The sequence below is a fragment of the Arthrobacter sp. TE12232 genome (assembly GCF_054062615.1).
The window spans coordinates 3,767,664-3,786,130 of record NZ_JBSSFK010000001.1; the positions used below are offsets into that span (position 1 = coordinate 3,767,664).

The 18,467-nt window shown below is 67.0% G+C and carries 20 protein-coding genes; 12 read left to right on the top strand and 8 right to left on the bottom strand.

The features are described from left to right. Window positions 1–392: 392 nt before the first annotated feature. Entirely contained in the window at window positions 393–641 is a 249-nt protein-coding gene (locus ACVWZ7_RS16875; RefSeq protein WP_344362635.1) for a putative acetyltransferase, read from the bottom strand. Window positions 642–794: 153 nt separating this feature from the next. Between ACVWZ7_RS16875 and fdxA the strand changes: the two genes are divergently transcribed. The 5 genes from fdxA (at window position 795) to ACVWZ7_RS16900 (ending at window position 5,349) form a co-directional block, all read left to right on the top strand. After that, window positions 795–1,121: a ferredoxin gene (gene fdxA / locus ACVWZ7_RS16880; protein WP_091248992.1), complete on the top strand. Its 327-nt coding sequence runs from the start codon at window positions 795–797 to the stop codon at window positions 1,119–1,121. Window positions 1,122–1,133: 12 nt separating this feature from the next. After that, entirely contained in the window at window positions 1,134–2,282 is a 1,149-nt protein-coding gene (gene dapC, locus ACVWZ7_RS16885; RefSeq protein ID WP_456508527.1) for a succinyldiaminopimelate transaminase, read from the top strand. Between the two features lie 228 nt (window positions 2,283–2,510). Then, entirely contained in the window at window positions 2,511–3,794 is a 1,284-nt protein-coding gene (locus ACVWZ7_RS16890) for a citrate synthase (protein ID WP_116767324.1), read from the top strand. Between the two features lie 217 nt (window positions 3,795–4,011). Then, on the top strand, window positions 4,012–4,689 hold the full coding sequence (locus ACVWZ7_RS16895; protein WP_456508528.1) for a TetR/AcrR family transcriptional regulator: 678 nt from the start codon (window positions 4,012–4,014) through the stop codon (window positions 4,687–4,689). A 48-nt stretch (window positions 4,690–4,737) separates the two neighbouring features. Beyond that, window positions 4,738–5,349: a hypothetical protein gene (locus tag ACVWZ7_RS16900; protein WP_116767326.1), complete on the top strand. Its 612-nt coding sequence runs from the start codon at window positions 4,738–4,740 to the stop codon at window positions 5,347–5,349. A 15-nt stretch (window positions 5,350–5,364) separates the two neighbouring features. On the opposite strand, the gene ACVWZ7_RS16905 is transcribed toward ACVWZ7_RS16900, so the two are convergent. Together ACVWZ7_RS16905 and dapD are read right to left on the bottom strand one after the other, a co-directional pair. Then, entirely contained in the window at window positions 5,365–6,216 is an 852-nt protein-coding gene (locus ACVWZ7_RS16905) for a hypothetical protein (RefSeq protein ID WP_456508529.1), read from the bottom strand. Window positions 6,217–6,324: 108 nt separating this feature from the next. After that, window positions 6,325–7,347, bottom strand: a complete 1,023-nt coding sequence (gene dapD / locus ACVWZ7_RS16910) for a 2,3,4,5-tetrahydropyridine-2,6-dicarboxylate N-succinyltransferase (protein ID WP_344367178.1) — start codon at window positions 7,345–7,347, stop codon at window positions 6,325–6,327. A 139-nt stretch (window positions 7,348–7,486) separates the two neighbouring features. Here dapD and dapE point away from each other — a divergent pair, with 139 nt between their 5' ends. Further along, window positions 7,487–8,653, top strand: a complete 1,167-nt coding sequence (gene dapE, locus ACVWZ7_RS16915; RefSeq protein WP_456508530.1) for a succinyl-diaminopimelate desuccinylase — start codon at window positions 7,487–7,489, stop codon at window positions 8,651–8,653. A gap of 109 nt (window positions 8,654–8,762) precedes the next feature. Here the strand turns inward: dapE and ACVWZ7_RS16920 are convergent, their stop codons facing one another. The 4 genes from ACVWZ7_RS16920 to ACVWZ7_RS16935 form a co-directional block, all read right to left on the bottom strand. After that, a complete protein-coding gene (locus tag ACVWZ7_RS16920) occupies window positions 8,763–9,596 on the bottom strand; it encodes an amino acid ABC transporter permease (RefSeq protein ID WP_116767330.1) in 834 nt (277 codons plus the stop codon). Further along, window positions 9,593–10,243 carry an amino acid ABC transporter permease gene (locus tag ACVWZ7_RS16925; protein WP_091249013.1) on the bottom strand — a complete coding sequence of 217 codons (651 nt, stop codon included), beginning with the start codon at window positions 10,241–10,243 and terminating at the stop codon, window positions 9,593–9,595. Before ACVWZ7_RS16925 ends, ACVWZ7_RS16920 begins: the two co-directional genes overlap by 4 nt. Before the next feature lie 99 nt (window positions 10,244–10,342). After that, complete coding sequence (locus ACVWZ7_RS16930) at window positions 10,343–11,227, bottom strand: glutamate ABC transporter substrate-binding protein (RefSeq protein ID WP_116767331.1); 885 nt, start codon at window positions 11,225–11,227, stop codon at window positions 10,343–10,345. 63 nt (window positions 11,228–11,290) lie between these two features. Next, a complete protein-coding gene (locus tag ACVWZ7_RS16935; RefSeq protein ID WP_091249018.1) occupies window positions 11,291–12,046 on the bottom strand; it encodes an amino acid ABC transporter ATP-binding protein in 756 nt (251 codons plus the stop codon). Window positions 12,047–12,263: 217 nt separating this feature from the next. Between ACVWZ7_RS16935 and ACVWZ7_RS16940 the strand changes: the two genes are divergently transcribed. From ACVWZ7_RS16940 to ACVWZ7_RS16955, 4 genes are all read left to right on the top strand, one after another. Continuing rightward, the gene (locus tag ACVWZ7_RS16940) at window positions 12,264–13,163 is read left to right on the top strand and encodes an LOG family protein (protein WP_237563450.1); all 900 of its coding nucleotides are present in this window, start codon (window positions 12,264–12,266) and stop codon (window positions 13,161–13,163) included. A 48-nt stretch (window positions 13,164–13,211) separates the two neighbouring features. Then, the gene (locus tag ACVWZ7_RS16945; RefSeq protein ID WP_456508531.1) at window positions 13,212–13,568 is read left to right on the top strand and encodes a DivIVA domain-containing protein; all 357 of its coding nucleotides are present in this window, start codon (window positions 13,212–13,214) and stop codon (window positions 13,566–13,568) included. Between the two features lie 101 nt (window positions 13,569–13,669). Next, window positions 13,670–14,851 carry a hypothetical protein gene (locus ACVWZ7_RS16950; RefSeq protein ID WP_456509133.1) on the top strand — a complete coding sequence of 394 codons (1,182 nt, stop codon included), beginning with the start codon at window positions 13,670–13,672 and terminating at the stop codon, window positions 14,849–14,851. Window positions 14,852–15,150: 299 nt separating this feature from the next. Then, window positions 15,151–15,318: a DUF3117 domain-containing protein gene (locus ACVWZ7_RS16955; RefSeq protein ID WP_079550332.1), complete on the top strand. Its 168-nt coding sequence runs from the start codon at window positions 15,151–15,153 to the stop codon at window positions 15,316–15,318. Between the two features lie 126 nt (window positions 15,319–15,444). Here ACVWZ7_RS16955 and ACVWZ7_RS16960 read toward each other — a convergent pair whose 3' ends face one another. Beyond that, entirely contained in the window at window positions 15,445–16,077 is a 633-nt protein-coding gene (locus tag ACVWZ7_RS16960; RefSeq protein WP_091249026.1) for an O-methyltransferase, read from the bottom strand. Between the two features lie 292 nt (window positions 16,078–16,369). Here ACVWZ7_RS16960 and sigE point away from each other — a divergent pair, with 292 nt between their 5' ends. After that, window positions 16,370–17,023 (top strand): RNA polymerase sigma factor SigE, encoded by a 654-nt coding sequence (gene sigE, locus ACVWZ7_RS16965; protein WP_116767334.1) that lies wholly within the window; start codon window positions 16,370–16,372, stop codon window positions 17,021–17,023. Window positions 17,024–17,031: 8 nt separating this feature from the next. Further along, window positions 17,032–18,411 carry a hypothetical protein gene (locus ACVWZ7_RS16970; RefSeq protein WP_456508532.1) on the top strand — a complete coding sequence of 460 codons (1,380 nt, stop codon included), beginning with the start codon at window positions 17,032–17,034 and terminating at the stop codon, window positions 18,409–18,411. The last annotated feature ends 56 nt before the right edge of the window (window positions 18,412–18,467 follow it).

Below are 18,467 nucleotides of genomic sequence, written 5' to 3' on the forward strand. Positions count from 1 at the left end.
CATGTCCCGCACTGGCCTTCAGTGATGGACATGATGCCGGGATGTCCATGGCTGGCAACAAGGGGAGAGCATGTCCATCGGTTGCGGGCAATCAGGGAGGGCATGTCCGGTGGTCGGAGCGAGGGGAAGACATGTCCACGGGGTGCGGGCAGGTGAGAAGCGCGTGTCCACTGCCAGAGCCCGGGGGAGGGCATGTCCATTGGTAGAGAAGCTATGGCCGGATATGCACGCGGCTGGCAACAAGGGGAGGGCATGTCCATCGGTTGGGGCAATCAGAGAGGGCATGTCCATTGGTTGGAGCGTGGGGGGCACATGTCCATCGGCTGAGGTGTGGGGAGGGCACATGTCCATGGGCTGAGGTGTGGGGAGGGCATGTCCACTGGCCGGGCCGGTCAGGGCGCTTGCACCCGCGGGGCGCGGCGCGGCGGGGCCGGGGGGACTTCCTTGGCCGCCACGACGAGGGGGAGCGCAATGACGACGTCGGACCGGCGGGTGCGGACGGTGCACGCGCCGTCGGCCCGTTCCACGAGCTCGCCGAGCGCATCCGTCAGGCCGCCCTCGATCCGGTAGCGGACCACAACCCGGGTGCCGAGCGGGGCGCCGGAGAGGAACTGCTGGGGCAACGGCAATGGCGAGCTCATCAGATCATAGTAAGACGTGGACCGTGTATGACGTCCCGCTAGGTTCGCGGGAACAGGCTGGGAGATAATAGGCTCAGAAGTCAGCAGCCCGGCGCTCAGGCCGGGCAAACCATCCGGCCGGTCGCCGGGAACCAACGTGGAGAGGCCAGGGACGTGACGTACGTAATCGCGCAGCCGTGTGTAGATGTCAAAGACAAGGCATGTATTGAGGAGTGCCCCGTCGATTGCATTTACGAGGGTGAGCGTTCCCTGTACATCCACCCGGACGAGTGCGTGGACTGCGGTGCATGCGAGCCGGTCTGCCCCGTCGAAGCGATCTACTACGAGGACGACACCCCGGACGAGTGGGCCGATTACTACAAGGCCAACGTCGAGTTCTTTGACGAGCTCGGCTCGCCGGGCGGAGCCGCGAAGGTCGGGAACACCCACACGGACCACCCCATGATCGCCGCCCTGCCGCCGCAGAACCAAGACAACTAGGGCGGCGCTGCAGTGGCATCCGCGGTGCGCACTTTCGGCCTGAGCCTGCCCGACTACCCGTGGGAGGCCTTGGCGCCCTATCTCGCAACGGCGTCCCGGCACGCGGCAGGAACCGTCAACCTTTCCATCGGCACGCCGGTGGACCCGACGCCGGCCCTCATCCAGGACGCGCTGCGCGCCGCCGCGGACGCCCCCGGTTATCCCACGGTGCACGGAACGCCGGCACTGCGGGAGGCGATCGCCGGCTGGTTTGAGCGCCGGCGCGGCGTGCCCGGGCTGGATCCGCAGAACGTGATGCCGACGGTGGGATCCAAGGAACTCGTCGCGTGGCTGCCGTTCCTGCTCGGCCTGAAGCCGGGCGACGTCGTGGTCCGTCCCACGGTCGCTTACCCCACCTATGACATCGGCGCCACCTTCGCCGGTGCCGAGCACATCGCCGCCGACGACCTCGACGAGCTCGACGCCGGGACCCGCGCCCGCGTGCGGCTGGTCTGGGTCAACTCTCCGGCGAACCCCACCGGCAGCGTCCGGGACATCGCTTCGCTGCGACGGATCGTCCGGCAGGCCCGCGAGCTCGGCGCCGTCGTCGCATCCGACGAATGTTACGCCGAACTCGGCTGGGGGGAGTGGGACGTCCAGCGCGGCGGCACCCCGGTCCCCAGCATCCTGGATCCGCAGGTCGCCGAAGGCTCCCATGATGGTCTGCTCGCCGTCTATTCGCTCAGCAAACAGTCCAACCTTGCCGGTTACCGGGCCGCCTTCGTCGCCGGCGATCCGGCGATCATGGCGAATCTGGTCAACAGCCGCAAGCACGCCGGCATGATCGTCCCCTACCCGGTCCAGGAAGCCATGCGCGTCGCACTGGGCGACGACGCCCACGTCACGGCGCAGAAGGACCTCTACAGGGGCCGGCGGGAGCGGATCGTCCCCGCGTTGGAGAGCTTCGGGCTGACGATTCATGAGTCCCGCGCGGGCCTCTATTTGTGGGGCACCGCCGGCGAAGCGACGTGGGACACCGTGGGCAGGCTCGCGGACCGCGGAATCGTCGTTGGCCCCGGGGTTTTCTACGGCGACGCCGGCAACGGATTCATCCGGGTGGCGCTGACCGCAAGCGACGAGAGGATCGACGCCGCCGCGGCGCGGCTGGCCAGCGGAGCGTAACAATGCTGTGACGCCTACCACATGTGGCGTCTTTTCGGCGCTTTGGAGTCCTCTCGGATTAGTGCCACCCGCGAAGTGACGGTACTTTTTAACTGACGATCAATGGTGGCTTTCCACAAGAAGGCAGCGCAGCCTTTGGAAATCCTGTCCGCACAGGATCCGCGGGCAGCTTCACCAGATGTTGGACCAGCTTTCGACAGAGGCCCCGATGCCTCATGAGGAGACTCCATGACTGAAACCACCAGCGCAACCCTGCGCCATGCCGGCGGCGAGCTCGAGCTCCCGCGCATCAAGGTTGTAGAAGGAAACGAAGGCTACGACGTTTCCAAGCTGCTGAAGCAGACCGGCGCCGTCGCCTTCGACCCCGGTTTCATGAACACCGCGGCCACCACCTCGGCCATCACCTACATCGATGGTGACGCCGGCATCCTGCGCTACCGCGGCTACCCGATCGAGCAGCTGGCTCAGCACTCGAGCTTCCTGGAAGTTTCCTATCTGCTGATCTACGGCAACCTTCCGACCCCCACGGAGCTGGAGTCCTTCGACCAGCGGATCCGTCACCACACCCTGCTGCACGAGGAGCTCAAGGGCTTCTTCAGCGGCTTCCCGCGTGACGCCCACCCGATGCCGGTACTGTCCTCGGCCGTGTCCGCGCTCTCGACGTTCTACCAGGACTCGCTGGATCCGTTCAATGCCGAGCAGGTGGAAGTCTCCACCATCCGCCTCATGGCCAAGATGCCGGTCATCGCCGCCTACGCCCACAAGAAGTCGATCGGCCAGCCCATGCTGTACCCGGACAACTCGATGAACCTCGTGGAGAACTTCATGCGCCTCAGCTTCGGCCTGCCGGCCGAGCAGTACGAGGTTGACCCGGTTATCGCCAAGGCCCTGGACCTGCTCCTGATCCTGCACGCCGACCACGAGCAGAACTGTTCCACCTCCACGGTCCGGCTGGTCGGCTCCTCCAACGCCAACCTGTTCGCGTCCGTCTCCGCCGGCATCAACGCCCTCTTCGGACCCGCCCACGGCGGCGCCAACGAGGCCGTGCTGAAGATGCTGCGCCAGATCCAGGCCGACGGCATCAAGCCCGAGGACTACATGGAGAAGGTCAAGAACAAGGAAGACGGCGTCCGCCTCATGGGCTTCGGGCACCGCGTCTACAAGAACTACGACCCCCGCGCCAAGATCATCAAGGCCACCGCCCATGAGGTCCTCAGCAAGCTGGGCGGCAATGACGAGCTCCTCGACATCGCCATGCGCCTTGAAGAGAAGGCCCTGGGCGATGACTATTTCATCCAGCGCAAGCTCTACCCCAACGTGGACTTCTACACCGGCCTGATCTACAAGGCCATGGGTTTCCCCGAGAAGATGTTCACCGTGCTGTTCGCAATCGGACGCCTGCCGGGCTGGATCGCCCAGTGGCGCGAGATGATCAGCGATCCCAACACCAAGATCGGCCGTCCGCGCCAGCTCTACATCGGCGAACCGGAACGGAACTACCCTTCGGTGTAGCGCACCGGCCGTTTACGGCAGCGCCGCACAGCAAAGTACGACGCCGGCCGCGCACCTCTCGCTGAGGTGCGCGGCCGGCGTCGTGCTCGGGGCGCGCCGTGCCAACGCTCCATGCCAACGCTCCGTTGTGACCAGGGCCGTTGTGACCCGCGCCACGTGCACGGGGGAACCGGTGTGCCCCGGGGCGGCAACGGCACGGACGTGCTAAAAAAGACCAGTGCCTAAATTTGTCGACGCCGTAATCCGGCGCCAGGAAGTAGTAGACGCAGTCTTCAGGATCATTGCTACGGATGGTCTTGAGCGGGCCTCCCTGCGCGAAGTTGCCGACGAAGCGCAGCTGGCCGTCGGCTCGGTGCGGCACTATTTCGCCAGCAGTGACGAGCTGTTGTCCCACGCGTTCGCCATTGTGGTGGACCGGATTCTTGGCCGCCTTGCCGCTGCGGACGCCCGGGTGGGAGAACTGCCGCCCGGCTCGGCCGAGCACCACAACGCCGTAGCCGCGCTGCTGGATGAGTTTCTTCCGCTGGACGAGGAACGGGCCGTCGACGCATGCGTGTGGATGGCCTTCAAGAACGCCGCCCGGACCCGGCCGTTCCTGGCCGCCGAGGCCGACCGCAGCCATCGTGCCGTGGCCGCAATAGTCGGCGGCCTCATCCTCGGCCTGGCCGCCGGGGCAAAAGGCCGCGACAGTGACGACGCCGCGGCCGGGATGGACCAGCAGGTGCTCGTCACTGAAGCCGAGCTGCTGCTGGCCGTCCTGGACGGGCTGACGATGCACGCCCTCCTGCAGCCGGAGTGGATGACGGCCCGCATGTGCAAGGATGTGCTGGAGGCCCATCTCGAGGGCCTGAACCGCCGGATGGCGGACCGGGCCCCAGCCGTTAACGTGCACTAACAACAGGAATAGACTGAGATAGTACGTCTTGCCAAGGGAGGCAATTGGATGCACCACACCGGCGGACCGGGCTGGCGGATCACCATGGATACATCTGGTCCCATGCTCATTGCCCTCTACGTTCGTGACGCCGCCGGACTGGACACCGCGGGGCATCCGGCACTGTGTCACGTGGCGCCGAAGATCCGAGCCTCGGACCATACACACCTGATCGCAGAGGTGGGAGGCACGGCCGTGCTCAAGACCGAGTGGGAGGCCTGGTGGGAGCAGCTGCTGAAGGCCCACCCGGAAATGTCGCCCGAGCTAACCCCGCCGGGCTTCGGGTCGTTCAGCAATTCACCGGCGCTTCGCCGCGTGCTGCAGGCGCACTTCGGCGCCGCGCTGACGTGGGCCCGGGAACGCCGCGCGGAATACCTGGCCCTGGAAGCGGAGCGCGAATCCAACAGCAACAATGAGCTCCTGGCCGACATGGTGGAGGACCGGTTGCTGGAAGTGGGCCGCCCGGCCCGGGATTTCAGCCTGACGATCATCGAACTCCCGCTGGCGGAGCCGCGGGCCTGGTACCTCGAGCCGGACAAGATTCTCATGAGCCAGGAGCTTTTGTCCGAGCCGGAACTGTTCCGCAGCTATGTCCAGCCGGTGGTCGATCTCCTCGTGTGAGCCGGCCGGCCGCCGCTAGCTGGCGGGCGCGTCGGCGACGGTCACCCGGACCTGCCCGGCCGGGACCTGCGCCGGCTGCCAGCCATCGCGGGACTGCCGGTTCCATGCGCGGCCGTCCACCTCGACGCTGGTGATGGACAGCGCTTTGGCGTTGGCCACGGCCCATTGGGCTATAGTCCAGGCCTGGGTGCCGTCGGCCTCCACGATCAAGGTCCGGCCGTCCGTCGACGTCGGCACGTCACCGAGCGCCGCCGTCAGCTTTGCGGTGACGGCGGCAGGATCCCCGGCGGTGTCGGGAGACCGCAGCGAACAGTCCAGGCCGGCGGGCGTCTGGCCGCTCAGTGCCGAGGCGAACGCGCGGGCCATCCCCTCATGCTGGGCGTAGGCACCCGGGTAAGCCGAGTGCTGGACTTGCTGGGCGGCGTCGGTGATGTCCAGCGATTGGTAGCCGGAGATCTCCACGAGCGCATCGTAGAACGCATTGCTGGCGTGGTATGGGTCCATCACCTGCGCCGTGGTGCCCCAGCCCTGGGACGGCCGCTGCTGGAAGAGCCCCCGTGAGTCGGGGCCGGCCTGGTCGCCGTGGCCGATGTTGCGCAGCTTGGATTCCTGCATGGAGGTGGCCAGCGCGATGCTGGCGGCGCGGGCAGGAAGCCCGCGCCGGACCGCCACAGCCGTGATGAGGGAGGCGTTGGCCGCCTGGTCGGTAGCGAGGTCATCGCCTCCGCTGCCTACCGCCGTGCAGCGTTCGGTGATCAGCGTTTCCGAACGCTGCAGGAACGCCACCGCGGTGTAGATTGCTCCTGCAACCATCGCAAGGGTCAGCAGAAGGACGATCCGGCGTCGCCAGCTCCCACGTCGTGCCACGAAACTTACTCCCTCAGGCCCTAGCGGGCTGCGTCATCGGCTGCTTCATCGACGGGCGCCCCGCCGGAGCGGCCTTCACCGCCCGCCATACCGTACCAGCCGGTCCGGTCAGTTGGCGTGCAGGTCCGCGTTGAGCTCCACGGTCTGGCCCTTGCGGGGGAGCGCCTCGACGGCGCCGGTGGTCGAATTGCGGCGGAAGAGCAGGTTCGGAACCCCCGAAAGCTCCACGGCCTTGACTACCCGGCTGGTGTCCTCGCCTTCGGCATCCCGGGGGCTAATGACTCGCACGCGCGTCCCGGCGGTGACGTAAAGGCCTGCCTCCACCACGGAGTCGTCGCCCAGGCTAATGCCCACGCCGGAGTTGGCGCCGAGCAGGACCCGTTCCCCGAGGGCGATCTTTTCCTTGCCGCCGCCGGAAAGGGTGCCCATGATCGAGGCACCGCCCCCGACGTCGGACCCGTCACCGGCGACGACGCCGGCCGAGATGCGGCCCTCGACCATCGAGGTGCCCAGGGTTCCGGCATTGAAGTTCACGAAGCCCTCGTGCATGACCGTCGTGCCTTCGGCGAGGTGCGCGCCGAGCCGGACACGGCCGGCGTCGGCGATCCGGACGCCGGAGGGGACCACGTAGTCCACCATGCGGGGGAACTTGTCCACGCCGAAGACGGTGACGGCGCCGCGCTTGCGAAGGCGTGCCCGGGTGAGCTCGAAGTCCTCGACGGCCGCGGGACCGAAGTTGGTCCACACCACGTTGGGGAGCTTGCCGAAGATGCCGTCAAGGTTGATGCTGTTGGGCTGGACCAGCCGGTGCGAGAGCAGGTGCAGGCGGAGGTATGCGTCCGCGGTGTCAGCCGGTGCCTCGTCCAGGTGGATCTGGGCGAAGACGACCTTCTGCTCGGTGCCGCGGTCCGGGTCGGTGCCGTTGGCCGCGATATCGATCAGCGACTGGTCCGCATTGGCCACGTCACGCAGGCTCGGCGCCGCGACTCCCAGCGCCGGAGCCGGAAACCACACGTCCAACACGGTGGCTTCACCATTGCGGGTGGATACGGTGGCCAATCCATAGCCGTAGGCAGAGCGGGCGTCAGAGCGGGCGTCGGCGGGCACGGCGGAAGAAGCAGTTTCAGTCATGGCCCAAGTCTAACGAGAGCGTCCTTGCGCGCTGAAACGTGAGTCGCCCAAGTGACTCGCGGCAGGGGCCGTTATGACGCCTGAAACGGCCCCTGCTGCGGTCAGTTGGGAGAGGCAGGCGAGCAGATAAAGTGGGACGGTGACCCCGACGAACCCCCGCACCCCTGCCAGCGCCCTTGACCGCAGTTCAGGGCATGCCCCTGTCCACTTGGACCTCCGCCAGGATGTCGCCCTGCTCACGGCCGCCTTGATCGACATCAACAGCGTCTCCGGCAACGAAAAGGCGCTGGCCGACGCCGTGGAGCATGCTCTCGGGCTGCTGCCGCAGTTGGAGCTGGTCCGCGACGGCGATTCGATCATCGCCCGCACCAACCTCGGCCGTGCCGAGCGCGTGATCTTGGCGGGGCACCTGGACACCGTGCCGCTGCCCATCACGGAGGGCTCGCTTGGGACCGTGCCGGCGTACTGGCCCTCCGGGGCGCCGGGGGAGGGCATCCTCTACGGCCGCGGCGCCACCGACATGAAGGGCGGCGTCGCTGTGCAGCTGGCGCTTGCGGCCACCATGTTCGACGCCGGCGCGGAGCCGGACAAGGACGTCACGTTCGTCTTCTACGACCACGAGGAAGTCGAGGCAGTGAAGAGCGGCCTCGGCCGGCTGGTGCGCAATCACGGGTCCCTGCTCGGCGGTGACTTCGCGATCCTGCTCGAGCCGACCGACGGCACGGTGGAAGGCGGCTGCAACGGCACGATGCGCTTCGAGGCGACCACACTCGGGGAGGCCGCCCACTCGGCCCGGGCCTGGATGGGCAGCAACGCCATCCACGCGGCCGCCCCGATCCTGGCCCGGCTGGCGGCGTACGAGCCGCAGACCGTGACGGTCGACGGCCTCGACTACCGGGAAAGCCTCAACGCCGTGAAGATTCACGGCGGCACGGCCGGAAACGTCATCCCGGACAAGTGCGTCGTGGAAATCAACTACCGTTTCGCCCCGGACAAGACCCCGGACGGGGCCGAGGCCGTGGTGCGGGAGCTGCTGGACGGATTCGACGTCGTCCGCACCGACAGCGCTGCCGGGGCGCGGCCGGGACTGAACCACCCGGCCGCCGCGTCCTTCGTGGCCGCCGTCGGCGCGGAACCGAAGCCCAAATACGGCTGGACCGACGTCGCACGGTTCAGCGAGCTGGGCATCCCGGCGGTGAACTTCGGGCCCGGCGATGCTCTGCTGGCGCACAAGGACAACGAGCACGTCGAGGCGGACGCCATCCGGGAATGTCTGCGGGCGCTGCGGACCTGGCTCAGCGCCTAACCGCACAGCGCAACGCGCGCACGCGGCGGAGCACGCGGACCGCGCACGTCAGGACGCAGAAAAGGTCCGGAACCCGTGGGATTCCGGACCTTCTCAGCGTCTAAAGGCCTTACTTGGTCGGGATCCCGGCGACCGGGACGTGTGCCACGCCGCCGGCGGCACGCTTGGAGCCGCGGCGTTCGAGCCAGATGGCCAGGCGGGAGACCGCAAGGTCGATCGCGATGTAGATGGCCGCGGCGACGAAGAACACCGGGAACAGGTACTGCGGGCCGAGGAAGTCGGCCATGACCTGCACGGCCCGGAGCAGCTCGCCGTAGGCGACGATGTAGCCCAGCGAGGTGTCCTTGAGCAGCACCACGAGCTGCGCGACCAGCGAGGGCAGCATGCGGCGGATGGCCTGCGGCAGCTCGATGGTCAGCCGGGACTGGAAACTGGTCAGGCCGATCGCCAGGCCGGCCTCGCGCTGGCCCTTGGGCAGCGACTGGATGCCGGCGCGGATGATCTCGGCAAAAATTGCGGAGTTGTACAGGACCAGGCCGGCCACGACTGCGACGAACGAGCTCGTGGCAAAGACGAGCAGAACGAACAGCATCATGAGCACCACGGGCATGCCCCGCAGGAATTCCAGCACCACCCTGATGGGCATCCGCACCCAGGCGTTGTCCGAGATGCGCAGCAGGCACACGAGCAGGCCCAGCGGGAAGGCAATGACGGCCGCCACGGCCGCGGCGGCGAGCGTCGCGCCGATGCCGTTGCCGATCAGCACCCAGACATCGGGAATCTGGAAGACCGCCCAGCGTTTGGGGTCGAAGATTCCCTGCTGGGCCAGGGTCATGACCGCCAGGACGAGGAGGCCGCCGATCACGATGACGCCGATGATCGAGCCGATCAGCGAAATCCGGCGGGCTTTGGGGCCGGGGACGTCGTAGAGAACAGAGCTCATCGCGCGATTGCCACCTTTCGTTCAACGAAGTTGGCGAGGAAGCCAAGCGGGACGGTTATCAGCAGGTAGAAGAATGCGATGCCGACCAGGACCCACACGACGGCGTCGCCGTTGGCGTTGGCCAGCTGCTTGCCGTAGCCGAAGAGTTCCAGTACATAGAACGCGCCTGCAACGGAGGAGTTCTTGACCAAAGCGATCAGGATGTTGATCAGCGGCGGGATCACGGTGCGCAGGGCCTGGGGGAGGATGATGAGGGTGAGCACCTGGCTGAACTTCATGCCGATGCTGCGGGCCGCTTCGGCCTGGCCCACCGGGACGCTGTTGACGCCGGACCGCACGGCCTCGGCAATGAAGGCCGAGGTGTAGGCGCTCAGGGCGATGATGGCGGCGACCTCGAACTGTTGGAACGTGATGCCGAGGCGGGGCAGGACCACTGCCGCGAAAAAGAATGCAATGGTCAGCGGGGTGTTCCGGACGATCTCGACGTACACCATGCTGAAGCCGCGCAGCGCGGCGACGGGGGAGACTCGGGCCGCCGCGAGCACGGTGCCGACGATCAGGGCAATGATCCCCGAGACCACGGACAGGAAGAGGGTTCTGAGAAAACCGTCCCAATACTGGGGGAGGTTTTCAATGATGACGTCCATAAGTTCCTTCAGCTGCGTTGACGGGATTCCAGGCGAAAGACGGCAGTGGCGGCCGCCGGGCTGCGGGGTAACCGCGGGCCCGGCAGCCGCCAGAGTCGGCTAGTAGCGGTCGATCGTGGGAAGCTCGGGCGCGGTCTTGATGACGGTGCCGGCGGTGTCTTCCCAGGCCTTCTTGTAGGACCCGTCCTTGGCGAAGGCTTCCAGCTGGTCGTTGATCCACATGCGGAAGGCCGTGTCGTCCTTCTTCAGGCCGATGCCGTACGGCTCCTTGGTGAAGGTCTGGTCGGAGGCCAGCTTGAAGGCATCCGGTTCCTTGGATACGAATCCGGCCAGAATGACGTTGTCCGTGGTGACGGCTTCAACCTGGTGGTTGCGCAGCGGCTCAAGGCAGGCGGAGTAAGTCGCGGCAGGAACCAGGACTGCTCCGTACTTTTCCACGATCGTGGCGGCCGGGGTGGATCCGGTCACGGAGCAGACGTTCTTGCCCTTGAGGTCCTCGGGCTTGGTGATGGAGTTGTTGTCCTTGTTCACCATGAGGGCCTGGCCGGCCTCGTAGTACGGGCCGGCGAAGTCAACTTGGGTCTTGCGCTTGTCGTTGATGGTGTAGGTGGCGACGATCATGTCCACCTTGCCCTGCTTGAGGAACTCCTCGCGGTTGGCGGAGACCGTTTCAACCCACTCGATCTTGTCGGCGGGGATGCCCAGCTTGGCGGCAATCAGCTTGCCGATTTCGACGTCGAAGCCGACAGGCTTGCCGTCGAGGCCCTTCTGGCCGAAGAGCGGCTGGTCGAACTTGGTGCCGATGGTGATCTTTCCTGCGGATGAAAGCTTGGCCATGGTGGAATCGGCAGCAAAGCTCGGCTTCTCGGCTACAGGCGGGTTGGTGGTAGTGGAGGAGCTGCCGCCACAGGCGCTCAGGGTGAGCGCCAGTGCTGCGGATGCGGCAACCAGAAGGGATTTCCTCCGGGTCAAAAATGCCTTCATGACATTCCTTTCATTGGTCGGCCGCCTTCCGGCGGCCGGGGTGCGAACTCGCGAGCGATGAACTCAGTGCGTCAGAAGTTTGGACAGGAAGTCTTTGGCCCGGCTGCTCTTGGGGTTGGTGAAGAATTCCTCGGGGGTCGCGTCCTCGACGATCTGGCCGTCGGCCATGAACACGACGCGGTCGGCGGCCTTGCGGGCGAAGCCCATCTCGTGGGTGACCACGATCATCGTCATGCCCTCCTTGGCGAGCTGGACCATGACGTCCAGGACCTCGTTGATCATTTCCGGGTCGAGGGCGGAGGTGGGCTCATCGAAGAGCATCACCTTCGGCTTCATCGCCAGGGCGCGGGCGATGGCAACACGCTGCTGCTGGCCGCCGGAGAGCTGAGCGGGAAGTTTGGGGGCCTGATGCCCGACGCCGACCCGCTCCAGCAGTGCCATGGCGTCTTTGTCGGCCTCGGCCTTGGAAACGCCCTTGACCTTGATGGGGCCGAGGGTGACGTTCTCCAGGATGGTCTTGTGGGCGAACAGGTTGAAGGACTGGAAGACCATGCCGACGTCGGCGCGCAGCTTCGCCAGTTCCTTGCCCTCCGCAGGCAGTTCCTTGCCATCGATCCTGATGTCACCGTCGTCGATTGTCTCGAGGCGGTTGATGGCGCGGCAGAGCGTTGACTTGCCGGAACCCGAGGGGCCGATGACAACAACAACCTCACCTTTGCGGACATTCAGGTTGATGTCCTTCAGGACGTGCAACTGGCCGTAATGCTTGTTCACGGCCTTCAGGGAGACGAGCGCATCGCCGGGCACTTGAGTAGTCATATAAAGAATCTAACGAAGATTGACAAGATATGACGGCAATCACGCAGTTTGGTGCAGATCGTGATTCAAGAGATACCTGTACGCCCTGGTCCCCGGCGCGGCCACTGCCCGCTCTCCGGCCGCTGTTTTGCGCCTCCGGGCCGCAGGCGGTCGCAGCCTGCCGCCGGGCGTGGCGCCGCCGCGCCGAAGCCGCGGGCGCGGTGTTCCGCGCTAGCCTATGGGCATGAGTACCGATCCGCAGCACGGCCCCGAGCAAAACCCCGAACAGAACCCCGCCGGAAAGCCGGCCCGCGAGGTCCGAAGCACCCCGGCGCCGAACGGGATCCGCCATAAAGGCCCGCTCGAGCTGCGCCGGAAGGCCGCCAAGGTCACAATGTCGGACCAGACCCTGCTCGACACCAAGGGGCCGGGCCAGTTCGTCCACACCGATCCCTGGCGCGTCCTGCGGATCCAGAGCGAGTTCGTGGAAGGGTTCGGCGCCCTCGCCGACCTGGGCCCGGCGGTCAGCGTCTTCGGCTCCGCCCGCACGGTGCCCGGAACCCTCAACTACGAGCTCGGCGTCGAGGTCGGGCGCAAACTGGCCGAGGCCGGACTGGCCGTGATCACGGGCGGCGGCCCGGGTTCGATGGAGGCCGCCAACAAGGGTGCCGTTCAGGGCAATGGCGTTTCGGTGGGGCTCGGGATCGAGCTGCCCTTCGAACAGGGCATGAACCAGTGGGTGGATCTGGGCATCAACTTCCGGTACTTCTTCGCCCGCAAGACCATGTTCGTCAAGTACGCCCAGGGCTTCATTGTCCTCCCCGGCGGCCTGGGCACCTTGGACGAGCTCTTCGAGGCCATGGTCCTGGTCCAGACCCGCAAGGTCACATCCTTCCCGATCGTCCTCGTGGGAACCGCGTTCTGGACCCCGATGCTCGACTGGGTCCGGGACACCCTCGTCACCGAGGGCATGGTGTCCGAGGAGGACCTTGACCTCGTGCAGGTGGTGGACGATCCCGCGCTCGCCGTCGAACTCGTCGTCGAGGGCGCGGCCCGTCACCGGAACCCGAACGGGGGCTCCACCAACGGGAACGGCACCGGAAACGGCAACGGAAAGGGCGGCGGAACGCGGGGCTGAAGCGCCGGGCTGAGCGCACCGGCGTCCGGCTTCTGGCACGATGGTCTAGTGAGTCTCTTTCTGGTCTTCCTTGCGATTGCGCTGACCGGCGTCGCCATCCTTCTGGGTACCGGCCTGGCGCCGAAAATCTTCCGCCGGGACACGGCCGGCGGCGCTGAGGTGCCCTTTGAGGACGGTTTCGACGAGCCGGTCGCGTCCCTGCCGCCGGTCCTGCTGCCAGACCGTGCGGCCGCGACGGACATCGACCATCTCCGATTTGCCGTCGGGCTCCGCGGCTACCGGATGGACCAGGTGGACCAGGTCCTTGACGATCTGCGGGACCAGATCACCGTCAAAGACCAAAAGATCGAGGCGCTGGGGGAGGAACTGGAACGCCTCCGCCGGCCGACAGAGCAGCGTCCGTGAGCCACGTGGAGGACCCGGAGGCAGTCCCGGCGCTTGACGCCGGGGGACAAAGGGGCCTGAACGCGGCGGCGTGGAGCAGCATCGCGGCGGCCGGCGCCCGGATGTCGCGGTGGCCGTGGTGGGTCCAGGTGGCCGGCCTGTACATCGCCGCCCGTCTGGTCAGCGCCTGCATCTTTATGGCCGCCGCGCTGCACCAGGGCGTGAATCCCTGGTTTCCCGCGAAACCGGACTACTGGAACTTCATCAACATCTGGGACGCCCGTTGGTACTCCGAAGCGCTGCAGAACGGGTATCCGGCGCTGCTGCCGACAGACGCGGCCGGCACCGTTCAGGAGAACGCGTGGGCTTTCTACCCGCTGTTTCCCGTGCTGGGCAGGGTGGTGTCCGGGCTGACGGGCACGGGTCCGGCGTGGTCGCTGACGGCCATTGCGCTGGCCGCCGGGCTGGGGGCAGCCCTCGTGGCCTACAGGATTTTCCGGCACCGGGCCTCCCACCGCACGGCACTCTGGGGGATCATCTTCCTGGCGGCATTCCCGGTGGCGCCGGTGCTGCAGGTGCCCTACGCCGAATCCCTCAACCTGCTGCTCCTTGGCGCCGCGCTGCTGCTGGTCATGGAGCGCCGATACCTGTGGGCCATGCCCGTGGTGCTCCTCATGTGCCTTTCCCGGCCTACCGGGGTCCCGTTTGCGGTGATGATGGGGCTGTTGTTCCTCTACCGACTCTGGCAGCGCCTGGCAGGGCGCCCCCCGCGCGGGGTTCCCGTCCACACCAACGCGCAGCTGTGGTCCCTGGGCGGGCTGACAGCCGTCAGCGGGGTCGGTGCGCTGCTGTGGCCGGCCATCGCCTGGGCCGCAACCGGTGATCTCGGGGCCTACACCAAGACCGAAACCGCATGGCGCGGCGATGACCTGGTGCCGTTCAAGCCATGGTTCGACACCGGCATCATGCTCTTCGGGCCGACGCTCGGAGTGCTGGCCCCGTTCCTTTTCGTGGCCGCCTTTACGCTTTTCATGATGTCGCGGCCCGTGGTTGCGCTGGGCGCTGAACTGAGGCTCTGGTGCTGCTGCTACATGGGTTACCTGCTGGCCTTCCTGCAACCGCAGACCAGCACGTTCCGGATGCTGCTGCCGCTGTTCCCGCTCGCCCTCAGCGCCGCACTGCTCTCGCGCTCCCGCGCCTACCGGGGAGCCGTGGTGGTCATGTTCGTCCTGCTGCAGATCGTCTGGATTGTGTGGCTGTGGGCGTGGGCGCCGCTGCCGGGCGGAGGGGACTATCCGCCGTGACCCACGGCACCATTTCGCGTTGCCGCCCCGGCTTTCCGGGGCGCGCTGGAAAGTCCAACGATTAGCTCCGGGCGCATTGTTACGCGATAATAGAGGATAAGCAAGGACAAGAAGCACACTGAGTTTAATCGCGAGCGGTTTGATGGCAAGCGGTTGATTCGCAAGCGGTTTATTCGTAAGCGGTTGTGAGCGGGTCTGTCACGGCGGCCTCCTGGAGCGCTGCCGGACGGCTTGATTGACCAAGCGGACGCAGCCCGGCCGGGCTGGTATGTCAGGGACTAATGGAGGGGATATTCCTTATGGCGGCAATGAAACCACGCACCGGCGACGGCCCTATGGAAGTGACGAAAGAGGGACGAAGCTTGATCATGCGTGTTCCGCTCGAAGGCGGGGGGCGGCTCGTGGTCGAGCTCAACGCTGCTGAGGCGACAAACCTCAAGGAATGCCTCGTCGGCGTCACCGAATAGCTTCACACCAAGAGCTTCGCAAGAGGGCGGGGTCCCAGCCACCAGGCTGCGGACCCCGCCCTTTTCTGCTTGTGCGTCCCCTGCTTGTGCGTCTCCTGCCTGTGCCTGGCGCGTGGTTCCTGACGCTTACTTCTTGACGGCTATGAGCAGGCCGTCGCCGGTGGGCAGCATGGCGGAGGCGAGTCGGTCGTCGTCGCGGATGGACTTGCCGATCTGGCGGAGCACCACGGTGGTGGCGTCCCGGGCGGCCGGGTTCGCCACACGGTCCTTGTCGAGGGCGTCGTTGACGATCAGCAGGCCGCCGGACTTGAGCAGCCGCACGGCCTGCTCCACGTAGCTGGGGTAGTTCGGTTTGTCGGCATCGATGAACACGAGATCGTAGGCCCCGTCCGTCAGCCGCGGCAGGACGTCGCCGGCGCGGCCCGAAATGGTGCGCGTGCGGTTGGCGGGGCTGCCGGCTTCCTGGAACGCTTCGCGCGCCGCCTTGAGGTGTTCGACGTCCACGTCGATCGTCGTCAGGACCGCCTGCGGACCGAGCCCGCGCAGGATGCACACGCCGGACACCCCGGCGCCGGTGCCGATCTCCACGGCGGTCTGTGCCTTGGACGCCGCTGCCAGCACCGTCAGCACGGCACCCACGCCTGGGCCGATCGGCGTCACGCCAAGCTCGAAAGACCGTTCGCGCGCGTGCAACAGGACCTCATCCTCGGCAGGCAGATCTTCTGCGTAGGACCAGCTCGTGGACTTATCGGCGCTCATGGGTAATCGCTTTCTGGGCGGCAGGGGAGTACTCCCTACAGCGTACTGTGTCCGACGGGACGCGACACGGAGGCGGCGGGGCCGTGGCCCCGGCAGACGGGCAGGCGATCCGCCTCGGGGCAGACGTTCTGCCTTCGGCGGAAGACTGCGTCGCGTCAGGAAATTCCCAGCTTATTTTGAAATGATGGGTATCCGCTCATCCGCGTGGTGATCGGCGTCGAATGAAGAGTGCAGGAACCTGCGCGAGCAGGCACCGTTCAGGCGTAGGTACCATCCATGAGGGGAGCGGACGATGTCGGTTCTGACACCTGTCCCGGCAACTGAGGCAACTGATCCAACCGGCCAGCCCGGCACCGCGGCGGAAGCCGAATGGGTACGGCCCACCTGGGAGGAAGTGGTGACGAACCACTCCGCCAAGGTCTACCGCCTTGCGTACCGGCTGACCGGAAACAAGTACGACGCCGAGGACCTCACCCAGGAGGTGTTCGTCCGGGTGTTCCGTTCGCTGGAGAACTTCAGGCCGGGCACCCTGGACGGCTGGCTGCACCGGATCACCACCAACCTTTTCCTGGACCAGGCCCGGCGCAAGAGCCGGATCCGCTTTGACGCCCTGGCCGACGACGCCGAGTCGCGGCTCCCCGGCCGGGAACCCGGCCCGGAGCAGAGCTTCGAATTCAACAACCTCGACGTCGATGTTCAGGCCGCGCTTGAAGAACTGCCCCCGGACTTCCGGGCCGCCGTCGTGCTGTGCGACCTCGAGGGCCTGTCCTACGACGAAGTCGCCGCCGCGCTGGACATCAAACTCGGCACCGTCAGGTCCCGCATCCACCGCGGCCGGACGATGCTGCGCGAAAAGCTCGCGCACCGCGACCCGCGCCCTGCACAGCAGGCCAAGCAGTCCCTCAAGCCGCGGCTCAAAATGCCGCGCATCGCCGGCCTCCTCTGAAGCGGTCCATGGGTCTACTGAAACGTTTGCTGGGCGGTTCCGGCTGCAGGTTTTCGGGCAGGACCGGCCGTAGCCGCATCGGCGCCACCCGGAAGCTGTCCGCCGGCCACCACGATCACATGGAGACCTGCGCCGAATGCCGCGCCCGGCAGCAGCGCGAGCGCCAGTACCTGGAGAGGCTCCGCGGCGCCGCCGTGCCCGAGGCCAGCGAGGACCTGACCGCACGGCTCCTGGCACGGACCGGGCAGTTGGCCGCCGAACGCGCTGCCGCAGAAGGCACAGACTCAGCACGAACTGATACGGCACCGGCGGGCACAGCCCCTGCAGGCAGCGCGCGGGCGGACACGGAAGGCGCGGAATCGGCCTGGGCCGACACAGCGCCGGGAGGCACGCATCAGGCGCCAGGGCGTTTGCCCGCAGAAGACTTCACGACAGATCGGCCAGGGACGGACCGGCCGCTTGGCCGTTGGCCGGCGGAGGCCGCGCATCCCCAAGGCGGCCGCCGCCGCGGCCCGCGCCTGCCCGCACTGGCGGCGGGAGGGGCCGTAGCCGCCCTCGCCCTCATGGCCGGCACCGCATACTTCATGGGAGGCGACGCCACAGTCCTGGCCGACGGCGCAGAGACCTCCAAACTCTCCCACCCCGATACCGCAGGGCAGCTCGCCACCGGAGAGCCGCTTGCCACGGGGAACCTGTCTGATGTCGACGGCTCCAGTGCCGGCGGAACCGGCACCGCCGGCGTCCCGGGGGACGCGGGAAGCGGACCCTGGGTTGGACTCGGCCCGGGCGGCGAACCCGATTTCACCCCGGCCGGGGCGTTGAGCGCCGGGCAGCTTGCGGCTTTGCGGGCGCAGGGATGGACATGTCCGGAACTGCGGGACCTAGGATTCCACCTGATGTGGGCCCGGGCCGGTGTCATGTCCGGGGACGAGGTCCTGGAACTTCGCCTCACGGACGGCCGGCACTTCGCCACGGTCCTGGAACAGCACGATTCCGCGCCGCGGGTGCCCGGAACGCCAGCGGCACAGGCCCGGGCGGATGCTTCGCCAATCAACGTGCTCACGGGCCACACCGCCATGACGGACGGCTTCACGGTGGCGAAGGCCGGTACGGCCGCAGCCCCGGAATCCGGGCCTGACGCCCGGCCCGGGGCCGGCCCCGGGGACAATGCGCTCTGGGTCAACCCCGGCCCGCCCTACCGGGCCATCTACCAGACCGCCGCGGCCACCTACACGTACGTGTCTGACCTGCCGGCCGATCAGGCCGGCGACGGCGCTGCCGCCCTCACCCGGGTAAGCAGCCCAGCCTCGGCGCCCGCGTCACGCGACGGAATCCCGGAACGGATCGAGCGCGGGCTGAGCCGAATCCTGGAGCACCTGGCCCCGTGAGGCAGCAACGGGGTCGACATCGTAGGCATCCCGACTTCGCGAAGTCGTCGCCAGCC